The 19,600-nt window shown below is 62.9% G+C and carries 18 protein-coding genes and 1 pseudogene; 6 read left to right on the forward strand and 13 right to left on the reverse strand.

The annotated features are described in order from the left end of the window. A partial coding sequence (locus tag E3T29_RS19855) for a hypothetical protein (RefSeq protein WP_198417802.1) occupies positions 1-755 on the reverse strand: 755 nt, incomplete at its 3' end. A 94-nt stretch (positions 756-849) separates the two neighbouring features. Here E3T29_RS19855 and E3T29_RS19860 point away from each other — a divergent pair. After that, entirely contained in the window at positions 850-1,143 is a 294-nt protein-coding gene (locus E3T29_RS19860) for an HNH endonuclease signature motif containing protein (RefSeq protein WP_166792473.1), read from the forward strand. Positions 1,144-1,302: 159 nt separating this feature from the next. Here the strand turns inward: E3T29_RS19860 and E3T29_RS18700 are convergent. The 6 genes and pseudogenes from E3T29_RS18700 to pxpA all read right to left on the reverse strand — a co-directional run bounded on the left by E3T29_RS18700 (position 1,303) and on the right by pxpA (position 6,743). Beyond that, positions 1,303-2,308: pseudogene (locus tag E3T29_RS18700) on the reverse strand (pirin family protein). A gap of 131 nt (positions 2,309-2,439) precedes the next feature. After that, positions 2,440-3,405 (reverse strand): biotin-dependent carboxyltransferase family protein, encoded by a 966-nt coding sequence (locus E3T29_RS18705; RefSeq protein ID WP_134346994.1) that lies wholly within the window; start codon positions 3,403-3,405, stop codon positions 2,440-2,442. Then, positions 3,395-4,288 (reverse strand): allophanate hydrolase subunit 1, encoded by an 894-nt coding sequence (locus E3T29_RS18710; protein ID WP_134346995.1) that lies wholly within the window; start codon positions 4,286-4,288, stop codon positions 3,395-3,397. The genes E3T29_RS18705 and E3T29_RS18710 overlap by 11 nt, the downstream gene beginning before the upstream one ends. Next, positions 4,285-5,778: an acetyl/propionyl/methylcrotonyl-CoA carboxylase subunit alpha gene (locus E3T29_RS18715; protein WP_241987912.1), complete on the reverse strand. Its 1,494-nt coding sequence runs from the start codon at positions 5,776-5,778 to the stop codon at positions 4,285-4,287. Before E3T29_RS18715 ends, E3T29_RS18710 begins: the two co-directional genes overlap by 4 nt. Next, entirely contained in the window at positions 5,726-5,962 is a 237-nt protein-coding gene (locus E3T29_RS18720; protein ID WP_134346996.1) for an acetyl-CoA carboxylase, read from the reverse strand. Before E3T29_RS18720 ends, E3T29_RS18715 begins: the two co-directional genes overlap by 53 nt. 43 nt (positions 5,963-6,005) lie before the next feature. Beyond that, positions 6,006-6,743, reverse strand: coding sequence for a 5-oxoprolinase subunit PxpA (gene pxpA / locus E3T29_RS18725; protein WP_134346997.1), 738 nt, complete (start codon positions 6,741-6,743; stop codon positions 6,006-6,008). A gap of 86 nt (positions 6,744-6,829) precedes the next feature. Between pxpA and E3T29_RS18730 the strand changes: the two genes are divergently transcribed. Next, complete coding sequence (locus E3T29_RS18730; protein ID WP_134346998.1) at positions 6,830-8,308, forward strand: PucR family transcriptional regulator; 1,479 nt, start codon at positions 6,830-6,832, stop codon at positions 8,306-8,308. A 65-nt stretch (positions 8,309-8,373) separates the two neighbouring features. Here E3T29_RS18730 and E3T29_RS18735 read toward each other — a convergent pair whose 3' ends face one another. The 3 genes from E3T29_RS18735 to E3T29_RS18745 all read right to left on the reverse strand — a co-directional run bounded on the left by E3T29_RS18735 (position 8,374) and on the right by E3T29_RS18745 (position 14,054). Beyond that, positions 8,374-9,762: a cytosine permease gene (locus E3T29_RS18735; protein WP_134346999.1), complete on the reverse strand. Its 1,389-nt coding sequence runs from the start codon at positions 9,760-9,762 to the stop codon at positions 8,374-8,376. 260 nt (positions 9,763-10,022) lie between these two features. After that, a complete protein-coding gene (locus E3T29_RS18740) occupies positions 10,023-12,017 on the reverse strand; it encodes a hydantoinase B/oxoprolinase family protein (protein ID WP_134347000.1) in 1,995 nt (664 codons plus the stop codon). Next, positions 12,018-14,054 carry a hydantoinase/oxoprolinase family protein gene (locus E3T29_RS18745; protein ID WP_134347001.1) on the reverse strand — a complete coding sequence of 679 codons (2,037 nt, stop codon included), beginning with the start codon at positions 14,052-14,054 and terminating at the stop codon, positions 12,018-12,020. Positions 14,055-14,241: 187 nt separating this feature from the next. Between E3T29_RS18745 and E3T29_RS18750 the strand changes: the two genes are divergently transcribed. Next, entirely contained in the window at positions 14,242-15,822 is a 1,581-nt protein-coding gene (locus E3T29_RS18750; RefSeq protein WP_241987913.1) for a PucR family transcriptional regulator, read from the forward strand. Positions 15,823-15,830: 8 nt separating this feature from the next. Here the strand turns inward: E3T29_RS18750 and E3T29_RS18755 are convergent, their stop codons facing one another. Continuing rightward, positions 15,831-16,109, reverse strand: a complete 279-nt coding sequence (locus tag E3T29_RS18755) for a cupin domain-containing protein (protein WP_134347003.1) — start codon at positions 16,107-16,109, stop codon at positions 15,831-15,833. Positions 16,110-16,205: 96 nt separating this feature from the next. Here E3T29_RS18755 and E3T29_RS18760 point away from each other — a divergent pair, with 96 nt between their 5' ends. Continuing rightward, positions 16,206-16,370 (forward strand): hypothetical protein, encoded by a 165-nt coding sequence (locus E3T29_RS18760; protein ID WP_198417796.1) that lies wholly within the window; start codon positions 16,206-16,208, stop codon positions 16,368-16,370. Here E3T29_RS18760 and E3T29_RS18765 read toward each other — a convergent pair. Together E3T29_RS18765 and E3T29_RS18770 are read right to left on the reverse strand one after the other, a co-directional pair. Further along, a complete protein-coding gene (locus E3T29_RS18765) occupies positions 16,367-16,654 on the reverse strand; it encodes a hypothetical protein (RefSeq protein ID WP_174776446.1) in 288 nt (95 codons plus the stop codon). The two genes, E3T29_RS18760 and E3T29_RS18765, sit on opposite strands and share 4 nt — an antisense overlap. 89 nt (positions 16,655-16,743) lie before the next feature. After that, positions 16,744-17,283, reverse strand: coding sequence for a MarR family winged helix-turn-helix transcriptional regulator (locus E3T29_RS18770; protein WP_092339569.1), 540 nt, complete (start codon positions 17,281-17,283; stop codon positions 16,744-16,746). Between the two features lie 200 nt (positions 17,284-17,483). Between E3T29_RS18770 and E3T29_RS18775 the strand changes: the two genes are divergently transcribed. Both E3T29_RS18775 and mmsB read left to right on the forward strand, forming a co-directional pair. Continuing rightward, the gene (locus tag E3T29_RS18775) at positions 17,484-18,623 is read left to right on the forward strand and encodes an acyl-CoA dehydrogenase family protein (RefSeq protein ID WP_134347004.1); all 1,140 of its coding nucleotides are present in this window, start codon (positions 17,484-17,486) and stop codon (positions 18,621-18,623) included. Positions 18,624-18,683: 60 nt separating this feature from the next. After that, positions 18,684-19,595: a 3-hydroxyisobutyrate dehydrogenase gene (gene mmsB / locus E3T29_RS18780; RefSeq protein WP_104090964.1), complete on the forward strand. Its 912-nt coding sequence runs from the start codon at positions 18,684-18,686 to the stop codon at positions 19,593-19,595. Positions 19,596-19,600 lie beyond the last annotated feature (5 nt).

Raw genomic sequence — 19,600 nt, forward strand, 5'->3', positions numbered from 1 at the left:
ACGGCACTGCGCCCGGCGAGGCCCCGACCGAGCGGCGCAGCTGGCTCACCTTCGGCACTCTCAGCAATGGCGGTTACAGCCTCAACGGCTGGTTCACCACCCTCGACCGCGCCATCATCGGCAACGTCTGTGCCGGTCAACTGAGTGATGCGTACCTGTCCGCCGCCGCGGCCAACCCGGTTCCCGGCGCCCCCGAAACCCCGACGTCCGGCACGACGTCCGGCACGGCCCGAGTCTCCGACGCCCCTCCACGTGCCCGGGTCGCGTTCACTGAGACCGACCTCGCCCACGCAGACGACAACGAAGCGGCACAAGAAGCGGCCGGCGAGGCGCGGGACGCCACTGCGGCGGGCCAAGCCACCGAAATTGGCCAGGCGGGCGAGGCGGGTGCGAAAATGGAGGCCAGCGACACGCTCGGCGCCGACCCACCCGACCCGCTCAGCCCCGACCCGCACAGTCCCGACGAGTTCAGCCCCGACCCGCACGGTCCGTGCCCGCAGCACCCCGACGACACCCGCTCCCGCAACGAAAAACAAGCCAGCATCCTCCGCGCCGTGTTCGAAGCCGCAGCCCGGCACCCCGACACCCCCACCATGGGCGGAGCCGCCCCCACCGTGCTCGTGCACATCAACATCAACGACCTCCTCGACGGCCGCGGCGCCGGCTGGATCGACGGCATCGACGGCCCCCTCACCCCCAACCAAGTCGACGAACTCATCTGCGCCGGCGGCTACCAACCCATCCTGTTCGGCCACACCGGCAAAATCCTCCACCTCGGCACCAGCAACCGGTNAAATCCTCCACCTCGGCACCAGCAACCGGTTCTTCAGCGCCAGTCAACGCCGAGCATTGGCCGCCCGCGATGGCGGCTGCATCATCCCCGGCTGCACCGTGCCACCCCACCTGGCACAGGCTCATCACGTCTTCCCCTGGCAGAAAGGCGGCCTCACCGACATCGACAACGCAGTCCTTCTCTGCAACGCCGCCCACTCAAGCATCGACACCTCCGGCTGGGACATCGACATCCGAGACGGACGCCCCTGGGTACGAGGCCCGCTCCTGTTCGACCCCACCCAAACCTGGCGCCCCGCCGGACAAAACCGCGCCGCCACCCCCACCGAGAAACCCAACTGGAACAAGTAACGCCGACGTCGAGACCGCACCCGGATGAGCGCAACCAGATCAGCGCAACCAGATCAATGCAGGCATGCAAGGTTTCCCCTCCGCAGGACCGTGCGTCCACTCATAGGGCCGGGGCTGCGGCATCCGCTTCTAGCATGGTGGTATTGGGGGCCGATCCGGCTAGCCGCGCGGGCGCAGGCGCACCGTGGGAAGAGGCGGGGCAGGAATCGGGTCGGGTTGTCCGGCGGGAAAACTGCCAAAGCGCGGCTCGGCGGCCCCACCACAATCAGCACCGGCGACCGCAGAGTCGGCAGCCCTGATCTCCGTCTGCCATTGGGCGCGGTAGGCGACGATCTCCTCGTGGCTGCGACCCACGAAGTTCCACCACATCAGAATCTGTTCGCCCAGGGGCGCGCCGCCAATGAGCAGAACGCGCACGGGCTCGGCGCCAGCGACCAGCGTCAGTGTCGACCGACCGACGCCGGCGTACACGAGGTGGTCCTTCGCTACCGGAGTGCCGTCGACGGTGAGATCTCCCATGTCAACGAGCACACCGTGCTCAAACGACGGGTCGGTCTGCAGGGTGAGGCGGGCATCCGCTTGGAGCAGAATCTCGGCCCCGAGCAGCGGAGTGTGCGTGACGACCGGCGACGTGCTGCCGCCCAGTGAACCGAGGAAGACCCGCATGGTCCAGCCCTCGCCGTGCGCGGGTTCGGGGCGAAAATGCTCGAGGGTGGGCTCCATCTGGCGGGCGCCCTTGGGCAGCGCCACCCACAATTGGGCACCGTGCAAAACGGTGGTGTCGGGGGTGGAGAACTCGGAGTGGCTGATCCCGCGGCCGGCCGTCATCAGATTGAGTTCTCCGGGGCGAACGATTGCGTGAAAGCCGACCGAATCGCGATGCTCGATTTCTCCGGTGAACCACCAGCTGACGGTCTGCAAGCCGGTATGCGGATGCCGCGGCACGCGCATTCCACCCATCTCGCTGACCCGGGTCGGGACCGTAATGGTCGAGAAAACACCACGCGCCGATCAGGGAACGTTGGCGCTGGGGAAGGGTGCGCCGCACGTTCATGGCGCGCAGCCCGCCGAGGGGAACGTCGCGTGGTGCCAGGATCTCGACGCTGCCACTCGGAGCGGCGGACTCGCACAGCATCTCGTCGGGATTGGCCTCTGAATTGCTCAGGGGGTCAGCCTAATCGAGCAGGCATCGCCTCAGAAGTCGCGCCGAACCTGGGCGGGCGCCGGTTCCGCAACCGGGCGCACGATCGAGCATGCCCCCAGCTACCCAGCCTGCGCCCAGCTCACGGTGGGCCGCTACGACCAGATCCTGGCAGCCCGGACAGTGTTTGCCGCCCGTGCAGCGAGCGCCTGCTCCATCGTCACGGCCACAAAGTGGGTCTTCGTGCCTGGAGAACAGCGGGCCACCAGGTCCATGTCCGCGGAGATAACCGTGGCGACCATGGCGTAGCCCCCGCCGGAGACGGCGTCCCGATGCAGAATGATGGGCTGGGTGCCTCCGGGAATCTGGATGGAGCCGACGGCGTACCCGGCGTCAACGATGTTGGACGGGTCCTGACCGGCACCAAACGGTTGTTCGCGGTCCTTCCATTCCACACCGGGTCCGCTGTAGCGAAGACCCATGCGGTCGGCCACCGGAGTGAGCACCCATTCGCTATTTAGCAAGCTGTCCAGTCCCGTGTGAGAGAGCAGGTGGTCGTACAGTCCGAGCATAACCCGCACAGTCACGTCCTTGGAGAAGGCCGGACGGTCCTTGATTTCAATGAACTGCAGCGCAGGCAAGCCGTTGTCGATCGCTGCGCCGACCGGAACGAGGTCACCCGCGGCGAGCGCACGCCCGTCAACCCCACCGATCGCTCCGATCGGATAGGTCGACCGCGAACCGAGCACTTCGGGAACATCGATTCCGCCGTGCACGGCGATGAAATACTTCGTGCCGCCCTTGATCACACCGAACTTCAGTTCATTACCGGCGAGAAGCTCGAGTCGTTCGTATTCGGGTACGAGTTCCCCATTGACGAAGACGTCCACCGGCGCACCGGTCACGGCAATGATGGCATCGGTCGTGGAAATCAGTTTGGGGCCGATATAGGTGCACTCAAGCACTGCCTCGCGCGCCGTATTGCCGACGAGCCGGTTGGCCAAGGTGGCCGAATACTGATCCATCGAACCACCCTGCGGGATGCCAAACCGGTAGTAACCGATTCGTCCCTGGTCTTGGACGGTGGTGGAGAGGCCGGGTTCGAGAATGTCAAATGCCATTGAGTGCCTCCAAGAGTGACGACTTGTAACCGTCGGGGTCGGTCAAGGCCTCACCCAGGTCGAACGCGATTGGTGCCTGGCGATACCGGAAGGTTCCGGCGCCGACCTCGGCGCGGATGCGCCGATACTCCGTTTCGTCGATTGGCTTGAATTTCACGATGTCCCCCGGTTTGAAGAAAATCATAAAGTCGGAGAAATCGCCCAACGTTTGGGACGGGTCAAAGATCGGAGCGGCCGCTATCCCGAACATCTGGTAGCCGCCGGCGCCGCGCACCGAGTAGATGCAGCTGAAGCAGCCGCCATAGCCCACGGTCAGCGCTGGCGTGTCCGTACGGGGGCTCAGATATTTGGGCACCTCGAGTTGTTGCTCGCGCGGGGCTAGCTGGAAGAGAAAAGGGAGACCGGCGACAAAACCCACCATGGAAACCAACCAGGGTGATTCGTGATGCCGCTTGATGAACTCCTCGGCATTGGCCAGTCCATTGACCTCGGCGGCATAGTCGAGGTCGTTGCCCTCGGGCCGCTGGTGATAACCCTCACGGAATCGGGCCCCGGTTTCATTCGTGTACGGGTCGTTATACCAGACCGGAATCTCGATGATGCGTGTTTCGAGTACCTTGTCGGTCGAGGCCCGCACCTCGTCCTCGAGCGTGTGCACCACGTTTTCGAGCTCCTGCCAGGGCAGAATATCCGGGTCGAACCGCACCAGTAGCGAGGCGTTGGCCGGGCAGATATCCACGATCCCCGCGAGCTCGCGCGCTTCCAAAGCATTGGCGATGCTGTTTGAGATGAAGTTTGCTTCGAGCGACATGCCCTCAGCGATTTCAATGAAGAGAAACTCATCGCCGCCCCATGTGTATCGGGCTGTGGTCTGCTGCGTCATTCGGCATCTCCCGTTGAGTCCGGAATCGTTGAGTCCAGAAACGATTCGATGTACTTGGTGTGGTGTTTGACGTCCGCGAAATCGGTCAGCGTCACGAGGGAACTGAGCAGCCCAATCGTCGATTTGACTCCGTCAATGTGTGCTTCGTCCAAGGCGCGCGCCGACCGAGCGATGGCCAATTCACGGGTTGGCGCCCAGACAATGATCTTGCCCAGGAGGGAGTCGTAGAACGGAGCCACGGTCTTGCCGGAGATAAAGCCGAAATCGGCCCTCACGCCGGCTCCCCCGGGCAGGTTCATGGTCTTGATGAGGCCGGGGCTGGGCATGAAGTTGTTGTCTGGGTCCTCCGCATTGATGCGGAATTCGAGCGCGTGGCCAGAGAACGTCACGTCACTTTGGGTAATATCGAGCTTCTCCCCCGCGGCAATTCGCAGTTGTTCACGAACCAGGTCCATGCCCGTAATGGCCTCTGTGATGGTGTGTTCGACCTGGATACGGGTGTTCATCTCGATGAAGGCGACCTCATGGCTGAACGGATCATAAAGAAATTCCACCGTACCCACGCCGACGTAATTCGCCTTGCGCGCCAGCTCAACCGAGGAGTCTCGCATCCGTTCGCGAACCTCGTCTGGTAGCCCGGGCGCGGGTGCTTCCTCAAGAATTTTCTGCTGCCGGCGCTGCATCGAGCAGTCTCGGTCTCCAAGATGCACGAAGGTCTCACCGTCCCCCAATATCTGCACTTCGACGTGGCGTGCCCTGGTGACAAATTTTTCGAAGTAGACGTCAGCCGAGTTGAAAGCGCCCAGCGCCTCGGCCTGCGCGATCTCGACGGTCCCGCGCAACTGTGCTGGGTCTTCAACCAACCGGATGCCGCGCCCCCCGCCGCCAGCGGAGGCCTTGACCACGAGGGGGTAACCGATTCGTGCCGCGATCGCTTCAAGGTCGTCATCGTCGCGAAGCGCCGTTTCCGTGCCTGGAAGGGTCGGCACACCGGCGTCGATTGCGGCTCGGCGTGCGCGAGACTTGTCACCCATCAGTTCGATCGACTCCGGAGATGGGCCAACCCACGTCAGCCCGGCAGCAATCACCTTGCGAGCGAATTCAGCATTTTCCGATAGAAAGCCGTAGCCGGGATGGACGGCATCAGCGCCGCTGTCGAGGGCTGCTTTGAGCACGGCGTCGTGGTTGAGATAGCTGAGGCCGGCGGGAGCCGGCCCGACCACGATCGCCTCATCCGCGAGATCAGCGGCTAGGGATGTTTTGTCAGCTTCGCTCACGACGGCAACGGTCACGATGCCCATTTCTCGGGCGGTGCGAATGATTCGAACGGCAATTTCGCCGCGATTGGCGATGAGGAGTTTCTTCATTGGCTCTTCCAGTGAGTCGAGGGAAACGTTCAAAGGTAAGGAGGGTGCCGCAGCGCCACCCCGGAGGCAGTCAAGACGTAATGGCGATAACGTCACCGGGGTTGACGACCCCGAAGTCTTCAAGTTCGAATTTTTCGAGGACACCGTCGAATTCGGCGCGAACCTCACTGAATTGCTTCATGATCTCGACGAGGCCAATGGTCTGGCCGGCCGAGACCGTGTCGCCTTCATTGACGTAGGGTTCCTTGCCAGGGCCCGGCTTCCGGTAGAAGATGCCGGGAAGGGGGGAGATGATCTGGTGGCTCATGGGTTCACTTTCGTCGGGCTGGGGTGGGGTGGGGTGCGCGGATTTACCGGCCGAGCGCCTCGCGCACGGCCTGGGCAACAGCCGGTGAATTTGAGGTGTCCGAATGAATACAAATGGAGCCGAAGGGGATTTCGAGGATCGTTTCATCGTTAGCGAGCACCTTGCCGTCCTCGAGTACCCGGCGCACGCGGGCCGCTGCCTTCTGTGGGTCGGTATTCTCGGGGCGCCGCTGAATGATCAGCCCTCCCTCGGCGTTGTAGTCAAGGTCCACGTAGAGTTCGGCGACGAATTCGACGCCCTCCCGCTCGGCTACCGCCTGATGGGCACTTCCGGCCAAACCGAAGATGGGCACGCCGTATGACTGGGCGACAGCGACCGCTCCCTGCATGAGCGCTTCGTCACGGGCAAGCATTCCGTACAGGGAACCGTGCGGCTTGATGTGGTTGAGGGGCAGGTCGTACTTGTGCAGAAAACCGACGAGCGCGCCAACCTGGTATCGAATCATGGATTCCACTTCGGAGGGCATGAGCTTCATCTCGCGCCGTCCGAAGCCGACCAGGTCGGGCAGCCCAGGGTGCGCTCCGACGCGCACGCCGTGCTCCTTGGCGAGCCGAACGGTGGCTTCCATCGCGTCCGGGTCTCCGGAATGAAAGCCGCACGCAACGTTCGCCACGTCGACCAGCCGCATAAGAGCTTCGTCATTGCCAAAGCTGTGAATGCCGAGAGATTCCCCCATATCGGAATTCAGGGTGATGTTCGAGTTGCTGTTCACGTCGTCCATAACTCCACGCTACGGGCCCGAGACAGCACGGCCCAGTAGGCATCTGCACTAAGCTTGCGAAAAACTTTGTGCAAACCGCCTAGAGAATGGAACTCGAGATGCGCGTGGTCGACCTGCTCCTGGAGCGATCCCTGCAGCTCTTGTTGCAGACGCCGTCGTCGGAACTGCGCCTGGCCACCGAGCTCAGCGGATGCGCACCGACCGAACTCATGGATCCCACACCGTTCCTGGATCCACACTCACTCCTGCTCACCAGCGGAATCGGTATGAACTTTTCCGACGAACGCACCTGGGATGCTTTCGTGGAACGCCTCGCCGAGGTGCCCGTCTCGGCCATCGTCTTCGCTACCGGGATGGCCCATCGTGCCCTGCCGCCCGGCCTCATCGGCGCCTGCACCAAGCATGATGTCCCGCTGCTGGAGGTTCCAGCGGCGGTTCCTCCGCTGCAGGTGAATCGCTTCATCGAGAGCCTCATGCAAGCGGAGCGTCTGGCCGTGGTCAATCGGGGCTGGACCCTCGCCGACGAGTGCGCCCGTCTGGCTAACCAGGATGCCGAGGTTGTCACCCTGCTGGCCACCGTCTTCAACGTGATCCAGTCACCCCTGGCCGTGTACGACGCCTACGGCACGGTCATCGCCCAGTATCCGGCGCTCGCAACCTGGACGACCGGAATCAGGACGAAGCCTCAAGTGGGGGTGCTGAGCATTCCCCTGCCGATGGGTCTCAATAATCCCTGCCGTCTGGCCATTAGAGAGAAGGACAGCGAGAGTCAGCTCGCCTCCCTCCTGGGTCCGGTCGCCTCCATCATCGCGCTGCAGCTCAACAGGTCCGTGATCGTCGATGCCAGCCGTCAGCACGAAATCAAGAACTTTGTGATCGCGTGCGAGTCCTGGGAGGAAGCTACCCACCTTGACGTGAGGCGAGCGTTTGTCGACATCGGCCTGGATGCGCGAGTGGCAACATCCGTTCTGGTCGCGGATATGAGTGGGGAGCTGGCGTCGACGTCCTGGCAGTTGCGAGTTGCCCTGCACGAGAAGTTTCAGACGCTTCGAGTTACCGAGTTCGGCGACCGATTGGTCGCCTTTGCGCAGAACCCACGCATGGACTTCGACGAGGCCGTCGAGCGGCTGTTGCACATTCACGACCGGCAACCGCTGGTTGTGAAGGGGCCGACACTGAGTCTGTTTGAGCTTCGACTGTCTGTTGTGCACGCACTCCAGCTCGTGCAAGGGATCGACCGCCCCCAGCTCGCCCCGGAGCTGGGCCTCAGCGCCGTCGTCACCGCCACCGCTGGGCGCGGAGCGAAAGAAGCGGCACGCAAGTTTCTGGCACCGCTCTGGGAACACGATCTGAAACGTGCCGGCCCGTTGGTCGAGACTCTGCGCGCTTATCTCGACAATGACGCGCAGCCGTCCAAGACCTGCAGCGCCCTGTTCATTCACCGCAACTCGCTGAACTACCGACTGCGAAAGATCGAGACCCTGCTGCGCCTGAACCTGGGCTCCGTCGAGGGCCAGGCGACGTGCCTCATCGCTCTGCGGTTGGTTGATCTGGGCGAAAAATAAACCGGCGGGGGAACGCCCAAGGGCGTTCCCCCGCCGGTCGGCAGCGCAAGCAGACGGTGCTGCTGCTAGGCGACCGTCGTCACCAGCGCGGACTTGGCCGTCGTGGTGTTCCACAGCAAGGCATAGACAGCGGATGCCACAACGGCCGTCAAGATGGGGCCCCACGTGGCGCCGACACCGGCCAGGTCGGGGTTGAGCAGGCCCAACTGCAGCATGATGATGCCGGTCACGGTCGCGATAACCCAGGCGATGAGTCCCGAGTTGTTGAACTTGCGGTAGTGCACGTCGTCAAGCATTCCGTGTTCCTGGCCGAGTCCGCGGGTGATCAGAATGTGGGTCACGGCGATCGCGACCCAGGCTGTGACCAGCACGCCCTGCCAGGCCAACGCCAGCAGGATGTACTTCACGATGGGCAGGAGCATCAGGAGAAAGATGATCACCGATGAGGTCAGCACCCACACCAGGTTGGGCAGCTTGATCCGAAAGACCCGTTCGCCAAAGGACTTGAGGTTGGCAGCGCCCAGGTAGTAGTTGGCGGTATTGATGCGGGTCTGGGAGACGAAAACGACGATGAGTCCCAGAATCCCCATCATTGAAACGATGCCGCCGGCGATTCCCGTCTCCGACGCCTCAAGTCCGGGGATGGTGAAGGTGAGAAAGATGCCGACGCAGGCGCTGAAACCGTAGGCGAGAATGTAGAACGCCCAACCGAAGCTCCAGCGCTGGTGAAATTTCGTATCCTGGCGCTTGCCGAGAGCGGCGTAATCAATGGTGAACATCATCATGATCCACACACCCATGTAGGCGGCAAAGGTGGCGAGCCAGCCCGGACCACCCATCGTCACGGCCAGTCCCGATTCAGGCTGCTGGGTGAGCCAGGTGCTGCTGAAGCCGTACTGCACACCGGCCCATACGACGGCTGCGATGAGCCCGCCGACGTAGATCGGCAAGAGCCATCCGTTGAGCTTGTCGAGGAATCGGCGGGCACCACCGAGAATCAGCGGTGTGGAGTACGCCACGACAATCAGGTACCACATCCACATCTCACCGCCGAATGCCACCTGGAAGGCGTAGGCGACGATCGAGCCTTCGAACACGGCGTAGTAAATGGCGACGAGAGCGAAGATGATGGTCGCGATCGCTGACCCCGCAGTGCCGAGGATTGTGCGGGAGAAGAGCGCGACCGTGGTGCGGTTATTGATGGCGTACTTCGCAAGGACGCGGTTGATCAGGCCGTACGCCACGATGGTGAGCGCCAGTCCAATCAGTGCGTCTTTGGTGCCGTAGGCCATGGCCAGGGCGGCACCGATATAGACGAAGAACATAGCACTGGCGACGCCGTACCATGCCATTGACAGTGACCCTTTAGTCATCTGATCGTCGTCGTTGCCCTCGCGATAGAGGGCATCCGTCGCCTCAACAGTGCTGTTACTGCCGGTCAAATTCACGTTCACTAGGTACCTCCATTAGGGCCGGTGACGGCTGGCAAAATGTTTCGTGATTGGTCCTGCAAAATACGAAATTCCAGGTGCAGCAAAAGTCATGAGCTCCGTCGTCGTCTCTGCCGACGGGGCCCGTGACTCATGGCCCTTCTGCAAGTATGTGAATGCCCTGTGGATCCAGACCAGTAGGCAAATGCAAGAGAGATCGTGCGATGCGTGTGCAAATGCACAAATTGCTTACGGACTAGTACTCGAGTGCCACCCGACGGCGGCTAGGCCTGCACGATCGGCCAGTGCGACGAGGATCGGCGTTCCATCAGCGCCCGGTGCTCCCGAGTCGTCGTAGCGAAGAGCTCGCCGGTACCCCAGTCGAGAATGACGCCGTAGCGACGGATGACGTCGAGCATGTCGATGTCGCCGCTGATGTATCGGGCGGACACCGTTGCTGGGTCTTCGGCCAGCCACCCGAGACGGTGCGCAGCGATGTCGTGTCGAAGCTCCACGCTCGCCGCTTCGTCGACCTCGTAGGCGTCCAAATCGGGATCGACGGCCGTAATGACCACGCCGTAGTCTTTGGCTGCTCGCCCGACGGATACGTAGCCGTCGATGACATCGTCGAGCACCTCCAGATAGGTGCGCTCGAGTGGGTCACCGTAGCCGCCTCCGCCGGCCGACGGCCGCACGAACGAGTCGCCGGATTGCACCGGAACGGAGGAAAAGTTGGAGCCGAGGAAGCGTTCGCCCTCGGTGCCCTTGTTCAGCCAGACCCCGTGCGGAATCGACGGGAGCCCGCCCTCGATCCCCCAGGTGATGGAGCGTGCCCGGTCGCAGCAATAGCTCATGACCGCATTCTGAGCGTCGGTGAGCATGCCACCCTTCTCAATGCCGACACCGCCGCGAAAGCGTCCTGGGCCGCCCGAATCCATGCCGATCTGGTGCATCGAGGTCAGCACCGGCGAGAGGCGTTCCTGACCCTCGACCGGCTGAACGGCGAGGCCGGCTCCGAAGACCGGCGCCGTTGCGCCGCTGCCGTCCTTGCTGGCCCGGCCACCCCAACCGCCGGCCATCCAGTCGTACCACATGAAGTAGGGGCTGTCCTCGGTTCGGCCGTCCTTTCCGCCGACGAGCAGATACTCCAGGTTGAACGCGCAGGCCATGGCCCGCTCCGGCATGATCTTGGACCAGATCTCGAAGATGCCGTTCATGAGTTTCTCGTACGGTCCGGAGCAGAAGCCGGTCACGGCGTTCGGCCAGCCCGCGTTGACGACCGTTCCCTCCGGGCCGATGTCAGCCGTGACGGCCGCATAGAAGCCAGAGTTCAACGGGACATCCGGAAAGAACGTTTTCGTTCCGGCGTAAATTGCCGAAAATGTCGTGCCGTAACCGGAGTTCAAAAACGTCGCCACGACCGGGGCCGATCCGGCCAGGTCGTAGTGAATGCCGTTGGCATCGATGGTCAGCTTGATTTTGATCGGTACCAGCCCTTCCTCCTTGCCCGGGTCGTTGTCCATGTAGTCCGTGGTCTCCCAAACCCCGTGAGGCAGGCCCTCCAGGCGGCGGCGAACGGTGCGTTCCACATAGTCCTGGGTTTCCTGCATAGCGTGCTGCACTGTGGCCTGGGAATACCGGTCGACGAGACGCAGTATCTCCCGTTCGCACACGGCCGTCGCTTCGGACTGGGCATGAAGATCGCCCATCGCCTGGCGCGGTGCACGGGTGTTTGAGACGAGCAACTGGGCGACGTCGTGCAGGAACACACCACGGCTCCAGATGCGTACGGGAGTGATTCGCAGCCCCTCACCGAAGTGCTCCTTAGCGTTCACGTCGAATGATCCGGGCACGTTGCCGCCGATATCGGCCCAGTGGCCCTTGTTCTGGGCGAAAGCGATGACCTCACCACCCGAGAAGATCGGGCGGATAAAGCTCACGTCGTTGAAGTGGGTTCCGCCTCGATACGGATCGTTGATCGCGAAGACGTCACCAGGATTGATATCGGTCCCGAACTCCTCAAGCACGGCCTTGCACTGAAAATGCAGAGTACCCACGTGCACGGCGATATCCCCGCTGCCCTGCATCACCGTGTTCCCAGCGGCATCACACAGTGCCGATGAGAAATCCCGGGAGTAGATCACGAAGGAGTAGCAGGTACGCAGAATCTGCTCGCTCATCAGGTCGACGCTGGTGGCGAAGGCGTTCTTGAGCACCTCAAAGGTCACCGGGTCCAGCGCGATGGTGGGCGCGAGCGGTACCGCGATCGTTCCAGACATTTAGATCTCCTCCAGGTGGATGAGAATATTCATCCACTCGTCTATAACTGCGGTCGTATTCGGCGGAATAACGGTGGTGGAGTCGAACTGGTCGATGACGGCGGGGCCGCTGAACATGGCGCCGGCCGGCATATCGTCTCGATCGAACACCGGGGTGTCCACCCAGCCCAGTTCTCCGAAGTACACGGGGCGAATTTCGCGCGGACTTCCGGGATCTGCGTTAAGTTCCACGGCCGGCTTGAAGGACGGCTTTGGAGTTTTTCCTATGGCAGTCAGGTGCAGCTGGTAGACCTCGACCGGCTGATCTTTCTGGCTGAATGCGAACTCACGCTCGTGCTGTTCGTGGAACGTTTCGACCGCCTCGGCGAGGGCGCCCACCCCCGAGCCGATGCTGACCGAAAGTGAACGCCACTGGCCCAGGTAGCGCATGGAGATCTGCCGCTGCAGCAGGGCGTTCTCGTCCGCAACGCGTTCCTGACGCAAGCGGGCCATCGCTTCGGACTCGAGCGAGACGTACATACCCTCGAGCGCTTCGGTGTCGGCATCCGCTGCAATTCCGGTGAACATGCTGGACAGGTCGTGACGAATATCCACGAGCAAACAGCCCAGAGCGGATGCGACGCCCGGGTTCGGCGGGATGATGACCGTTGGTATGTTCAATTCACGAGCCACCTCTGCCCCGTGCAGGGCGCCTGCTCCGCCAAAGGCGACGAGCGCGAAGTCGCGGGGGTCGTGCCCTCGGCGGATGGAAACCAAGCGCACAGCATCGGCCATGTTGGCGTTGGCAACCTGGATTACCGCATGGGCGGCTTCAGCGATCGGCATGTTGAGCGGGTCTCCGATGACCTTCTTGATCGCCTCGGTCGCGAGTGCCTTGTTCAGATTCTTCGCGCCTCCCGCGAGCGACGTGCCCAGACGGTTCAGCACCACGTTGGCGTCGGAGTTCGTCGGCTGGTCGCCGCCGGTGTCGTAGCACGCCGGGCCGGGATCGGCGCCAGCGGACTGGGGACCGTTCCGCAGGGATCCGGCAATGTCGATATAGGCGAGCGAGCCACCACCGGCCCCAATCGTCAGCACATCAATGCTGGGAAAGATGATCGGGTGCCCGTATTCAACCTGCCATTCCTTGGTGATGCGCAGTTCGCCTCCGCTGACCAACGCGATGTCCGTGGAGGTTCCGCCCATGTCGAGGCCCACCGCGTTTTCGTAACCGCACTGCTGGGCGACATGCTTGGCTGCGATCGCGCCAGCCGCGATCCCCGACGCTGCCAGGCGAACCGGATAGCGCTCGACCATTCGGGGCGTCATCGACCCTCCGCCCGAGTGCAGCACCAGCAGGTCTCCCTTGTAGCCGCCGGCCTTGAGCTGGTCGGAAAGACGGTTGACGTACCCAGACACCAGCGGAGCGAGAACGGCGTTGGCGACGGTCGTGTTGAACCGGTCGTGTTCGAAAATTTCGGGAAGAATTTCGGCCGAGGTTGATACCGTCGCGTTGGGCAGTTCTTCCTCGAGGATTTCCCGCATGCGAATTTCGTTCTGCGGATTCGCGTAGGAATTCATGAAGCACACGGCGACGGTGTTGACGTTGCGCTTGCGCAGGAGCTGCGCGACCCGGCGGGCATCCGCTTCGTCGAGGGGCATGACAGTGTTGCCCGCGTAGTCGATGCGCTCAGTGACTTCAAAGCGATCGCGTCGGCGAATGTACGGTCCGGAGACATCCTTGTACGCGTCCCACAGGTCGTCCTTGGTTCCGTCACGAATTTCAATGACGTCCCGAAACCCTCGGGTCGTCACCATCGCTGCCGGCGGAAAGTTACGGGTGATCAACGCATTCGTGGCCACGGTCGTGCCGTGCGAGAAGAGCGTGACATCTTCGAGGTCGATATTCGCGCGGGCCACACCGTTCATGACCGCGACGAGAGGGTCATGCGGCGTCGACGGAACTTTGGTGACCCGGATTTTGTGCGATTCCTCGTCAAAAATACAAACGTCGGTAAAAGTACCGCCGACATCAACGGCGACTCGGACTTGCGACATGGGGTGTCCTCCGGACTGTTCAGGTTGTGGTCAAGTATGCGTACGGCCTCCGACCCTGTCACTGGATAGTGTGCAACGCTGATCGTCGTTTTTTGGATAAACTCCAAAACACGCGCGACTTTCGCCCGTTTCCGCCGCCAGGAAACAGGATGTTTACACGATGAGCCGCCTGAAATCGGGAGTTTCCTTGTCTTTAACACTCGGGGATGTCGTCAACGAGAAGGCCTTGGGTCTGACATCGGTGGTCGCTGGCGATCCGCACGGCATCGTCCTGGCCGCACGAACGAGCGAACTCGGCGACCCGGGGCGCTGGGTCGAGCCGAGGACGATCATGCTGACGACCGGGCTCCTGTTCATCGGCCACGAAAGAGATGACGCTCAGGCGCTGGCGTTGATCACGGACATGCGAGCCGCGCAGACCACCGCGATGTTCTTCGGTGTCGGCGTGCACTTCGAGGAGGTTCCGACGGCGCTGGTTGCGGCGGCACGATCGGAGAAATTTCCGCTGTACACCGTGGCCGCCGACGTTCCGTTTTATGCCATCGAAAACTTCGTCAACCAGTCCAAACTGTCGGCTGACGCCTACCTGCTCAAACGCGCGGCCTGGTTCATGAATGAACTTCTGCAGAGCATGTCAGCCGACCAGCCGATCGATGCGCTCATCGCCAAGCTGGCCTCCTCCTGCCGCGGATCGGCGGTGCTCTACGAAGACTCCGGTCGCGTTGTCGCTTCAGCCGGCGAAGGACCCATCCGCCTCATGTGGACCGAAATGCAGCGATCCGGGGGTGCTCAGGAACGGTTTACCGTTGGGCGGTGGGATGCGATCGGAAAGTCCCTCATCCTGCGCGGAAAGACCTACCGGCTCGTGCTCGCCAGTCGGAATTCCACGATGCTGAATGACCTCGGCGATGTGCTGCTGCAAACAACTCAGCGCCTCCTCGGCGCCATCAACGGGATCACCCAGATTGGGCTCTCCCGCGAGCTCTACGAAAACGCACAACTGCTGGTTGCCCTGCAAGACGGAATCTCGCCCTCCCGCGAACATCGCTACTGGAATCGCATGAATCCGTTCCGCTTCACCGCTTACGAGCCGCTGCGCGCTGTCGCCATCTCCACGCTGTCCGGAGATCCTGCCGGTAAGCACCTGATCGAGGGACTGCTGCAAGAAGCTGCCCTAGGCGGCCTGGGCCTGCTCCTGGATGAGAATGGCGGGGGTTCCCGCACGATGGCGAGCATTCATGCCCTGGTCGCTGACTCTGCCGTGCTGGTGGATTGGCTGACCCTGGCCGGAACCGAACTCGTCGTCGGCACCTCGGAGCCGTTCAGCGAACTGGCCAGCACCCCGATGGCGTTCCGCGAGGCCGAGACGGCGCTGGAGATAGCGCGACGCCGCGCCACCCAGGCGGGCCGTCACCCCGGCGCGCAGCGCACCGTGGTGCGACTAGACGAAGTCGACCTGGCCAGTTGGCTGCTGGCACGGCGCGAAGCACCTCAGCTGGAGGACAAACTGCGCAAGTTTGTCGCGACCCTCAACCTGGACAGCGACCTGGTTGAAACCCTGATCGTTTATCTGGCCTTGGAGCAGGATGTCGGACGAAGCGCTCGGCACCTGTACGTGCACGCCAATACGGTTCGGTACCGGCTACGCAAATGTGAGGAGTCTCTGGGCGCGTCGATCAGCAGCACCGCCACCATTGCCAACCTCTACCTGGCGTTCCAGGACGATGTGCTGGCCTTGCAGGACCAGATTGAATACCAAGCCGAGTAGGTGCTGTGTCAGGCGAGTTTTTCACACTCGACGAATTCGATGGTGCGCGCGCCGCGGTTCTCGACGGTGTGTTCGGCACCGGGTGGCCGCGTGTAGCTCTGACCGTTGCGAATTTCCGCGACGATCTCTGAGCCGTCGGCGTTGATCACGTGCATGGTTACGCTCACGAGGGGCACGACCACATATTCGTATTCGTGCACGTGCATGGGAATGGCATCGCCGGGTTCAATCGTCCACTTGGTCACGCGAAAAATACCGTTGTCGATTTGCGTCTCACCGGTGGCCATGAGTTCCCTTGCTCGTGTAGCGGACAGTACGACGATCCTACTCAGGGTAAGACGGGAACGACGAGGGCTACGCGGCGCCAGCGGCGGCATCCGCTCGTGATGCCGACCCAGTCGACCTGGTCCGGCCTCACCGTCATTCCGATCGCTCTGTGGGAGTTCTTGCTGGGCGTCTACCTGGTCGTGAAGGGCTTCAAGCCCTCCCCGATCACGGCCGGTATGACGGATGCTGCTACCCCGCGCCTCTTGGACGCCTCCCTCTAAACCTGAACGGCGAAGGTAGCGGCCGGGCCCACATTGGGTCCGGCCGTTTCGGTGCGAGCGGTCAGCGTCATCACAGACGTACGAGGATCGGCGATGGGCTTGTCGGTGAAAGTGGCGAAGAAGTCCCGGGTGAGCACCATGAGGTAGAGGTTCTCCTCGATCACGATGCAGGCGGCATTCTCATCGGTGAACACCGGGTTGATGTGCCAGCCGAGGGCCTCGAAAAAAGTCGTCGACCGGTCCAGGTCACTCGTGGAGAGGTTGACGAAGATGCTGGTAACCACGCTGGCTCCTATGTCGGTCGAAGGCGATCCGTCGACCTACGGTCCTGTCAACATAGTTGTTCAAACACGCAGGCTCTCAAGTGACAAGTTCAGTCCCGCAGGTGACCATCCACGTCGGGGTCCACGAAATCGCCGGCGTCACGGCGAAAACCGGTCAGCACGCTGATCAGGTTCTGAACCTCACCGGCACCCAGGCCCGGCTGCGTGAACACTCGAGCGTTGAGCTCGTCGGTGGCGGCGAGCACGCTGGTCTGGCCCAGCGGCGTGAGCTCGATCAGCGTGGCTCGCCCATCGGTCGGGTGCGCCACCCGGCGCACGAGTCCGGCCGTTTCAAGCCGGTCGACCGTGTTGGTCACGCTGGTGGGATGCACTTGCAGTCTCGCGCTGGCCTTGGCCATCGGCAGCGCCTTGCTGCGGGTGAAACTCAGCAGCGCGAGCAATTCATAGCGGGCAAAGGTGAGGCTGAGCGGTTTGAGAACCGTATCGATGCGGGCGAGCATGATCTGCTGGGTGCGCATGATCGAGGTGACCGCGGCCATCCCGTCGGCTGCGTCTTCCCAGCCGTGCTCGACCCAGTGGCGGCGCGCCTCGATGATGGGATCGGTCTGCAACGGGGGTATTGACGACATCGGTCCTCCTGACTGGCGAGCGGATGCCCACGGCTATGTTCTCACGCGCCAGCGCGGCGCCGAAATGGCCCACAACAAAAAATACTAGGAAGCCCTAGCAATTACTAGGGCTTCCTAGTATCTTGGCCGGAGACGACTACAGCGTCGATCAACTACCGCGTCGCGCACAGAGAGCGTCGCAAGGGAAGCAGGTTCAGAGCATGTTCCAGCTGAGCGATGACCAACGCGACCTGGTGGCAATGGTGCGCGATTTCGCGACCTCCGCGCTCGCCCCGCACGCCGTGGAGTGGGACCAGACCAAACATTTTCCGATCGACGTGCTCGAGGAGGCCGGCAGCCTGGGCATGGGCGGCATCTACGTGAAAGAAGATGTGGGCGGCTCGGGCCTCACCCGCAGCGATGCCGCGCACATCTTCGAGGAACTCGCCAAGGGCGACCCCACCATCGCCGCTTACATCTCCATTCACAACATGGTCGCCTGGATGATCGACAGTTTCGGCAACACGGAACAGCGCAAAAAATGGGTTCCCAGCCTGGCCGCCATGACGTCACTCGGCAGTTATTGCCTCACCGAACCGGATGCCGGCTCCGACGCGGGTGCGCTCCGCACCAAGGCCGTGCGCGACGGCGATGGCTACGTGCTCAACGGCGTGAAACAGTTCATCTCCGGAGCGGGATCCTCGAGCGTCTATGTCGTCATGGCGCGAACGAGCGACACCGGCAACCAGGGCATCTCCGCGTTCGTGGTACCGGCCGAAACGCCCGGGCTCTCCTTCGGCCCGAACGAGAAGAAGATGGGCTGGAACGCCATGCCCACCGCCCAGGTGATCTTCGACAACGTGCGCGTGCCGGTGGGCAACCTGCTCGGCGCCGAGGGCGACGGCTTCGGCATCGCCATGAAGGGACTCAACGGGGGCCGCATCAACATGGGCGCCTGCTCCCTCGGCGGCGCCCAGTGGGCGCTCGACCAGACCGTGGCCTACCTCAAAGAACGCAAAGCCTTCGGCAAACCGCTGATCGACCAGCAAGCCCTCTTGTTCGAACTCGCCGACATGGACACCGAGCTCGAAACCGCCCGCACCATGATCTGGCGGGCAGCGGATGCCCTGGACCGCGGCGCCCCCGACCGCGTGAAACTCTGCGCGATGGCCAAACGCGTCGCCACCGACGCCGGATTCTCGGTGGCGAACCGCGCCATCCAACTGCACGGCGGCTACGGTTACCTCAGCGAATACGGCGTCGAAAAGGTCGTGCGCGACCTGCGCGTGCACCAGATCCTCGAGGGCAGCAACGAGATCATGCGCCTCATCATCGGGCGTACCCTGGCGGATGCCCACTGACCTGCCCGACGCACCGTTTGACGATGGTCCTGACCACCACACCCTGAAGAAGGAAAACAGATGAGCAACCGAATCGCCTTCATCGGCCTGGGCCACATGGGCGGCCCGATGGCCGCCAACTTGGTCGCGGCCGGTCACACCGTCATCGGCTACGACCTGGTGCCCGCCGCTCTTCTGGAGGCGACCGCGAACGGGGTCACCGTCGCTGAGTCGGCGGCGGCCGCGGTGGCCGACGCCGAGATTGTGATCACCATGCTCCCCAGCGGTCGGCACGTGCTCGGCGCCTACCAGGGCGACGGGTCTGCTGCCGGACTTATCGCATCCGCTGGGCCGAACACGCTCTTTCTCGAATGCTCCACGATCGACGTGAGCGATGCCCGCGCGGCGCGCGACCTCCTCGTGGCGGCCGGGCACCGCGGCCTGGACGCCCCGGTCTCCGGCGGAGTGGGCGGCGCCACGGCCGGCACGCTCACCTTCATGGTCGGGGCCGACGCCGCGGACTTCGAGTCGGCACTGCCGGTGCTGCAGGTTATGGGCGGCAAGATCGTGCACTGCGGCGAGTCCGGTGCCGGGCAGGCGGCCAAGGTCTGCAACAACATGATCCTCGGAATCTCCATGATCGCCGTGAGCGAGGCATTCGTGCTCGGCGAGAAGCTCGGCCTCAGCCACCAGGCCCTGTTCGACGTGGCCTCCGCAGCCTCCGGCCAGTGCTGGGCCCTCACCACCAACTGCCCGGTGCCCGGACCGGTTCCGACCAGCCCGGCCAACCGGGACTACCAGCCGGGCTTTGCCGGAGCGCTCATGGCGAAAGACCTCGGCCTGGCCGTGAACGCCCTCGAAGCCACCGGCGTCGCCGCCGAACTCGCCCCGCTCGCCGCCCAGATCTACCGCCGCTTCGCCGACGCGGATGGCGGTGGCCGGGACTTCTCCGGCATCATCACCGAGATCCGTGCCAACTCCGAGCACACCTAAGCTGA

The sequence above is a fragment of the Cryobacterium sp. TMT1-66-1 genome, assembly GCF_004403435.1.
GTDB lineage: Bacteria > Actinomycetota > Actinomycetes > Actinomycetales > Microbacteriaceae > Cryobacterium > Cryobacterium flavum.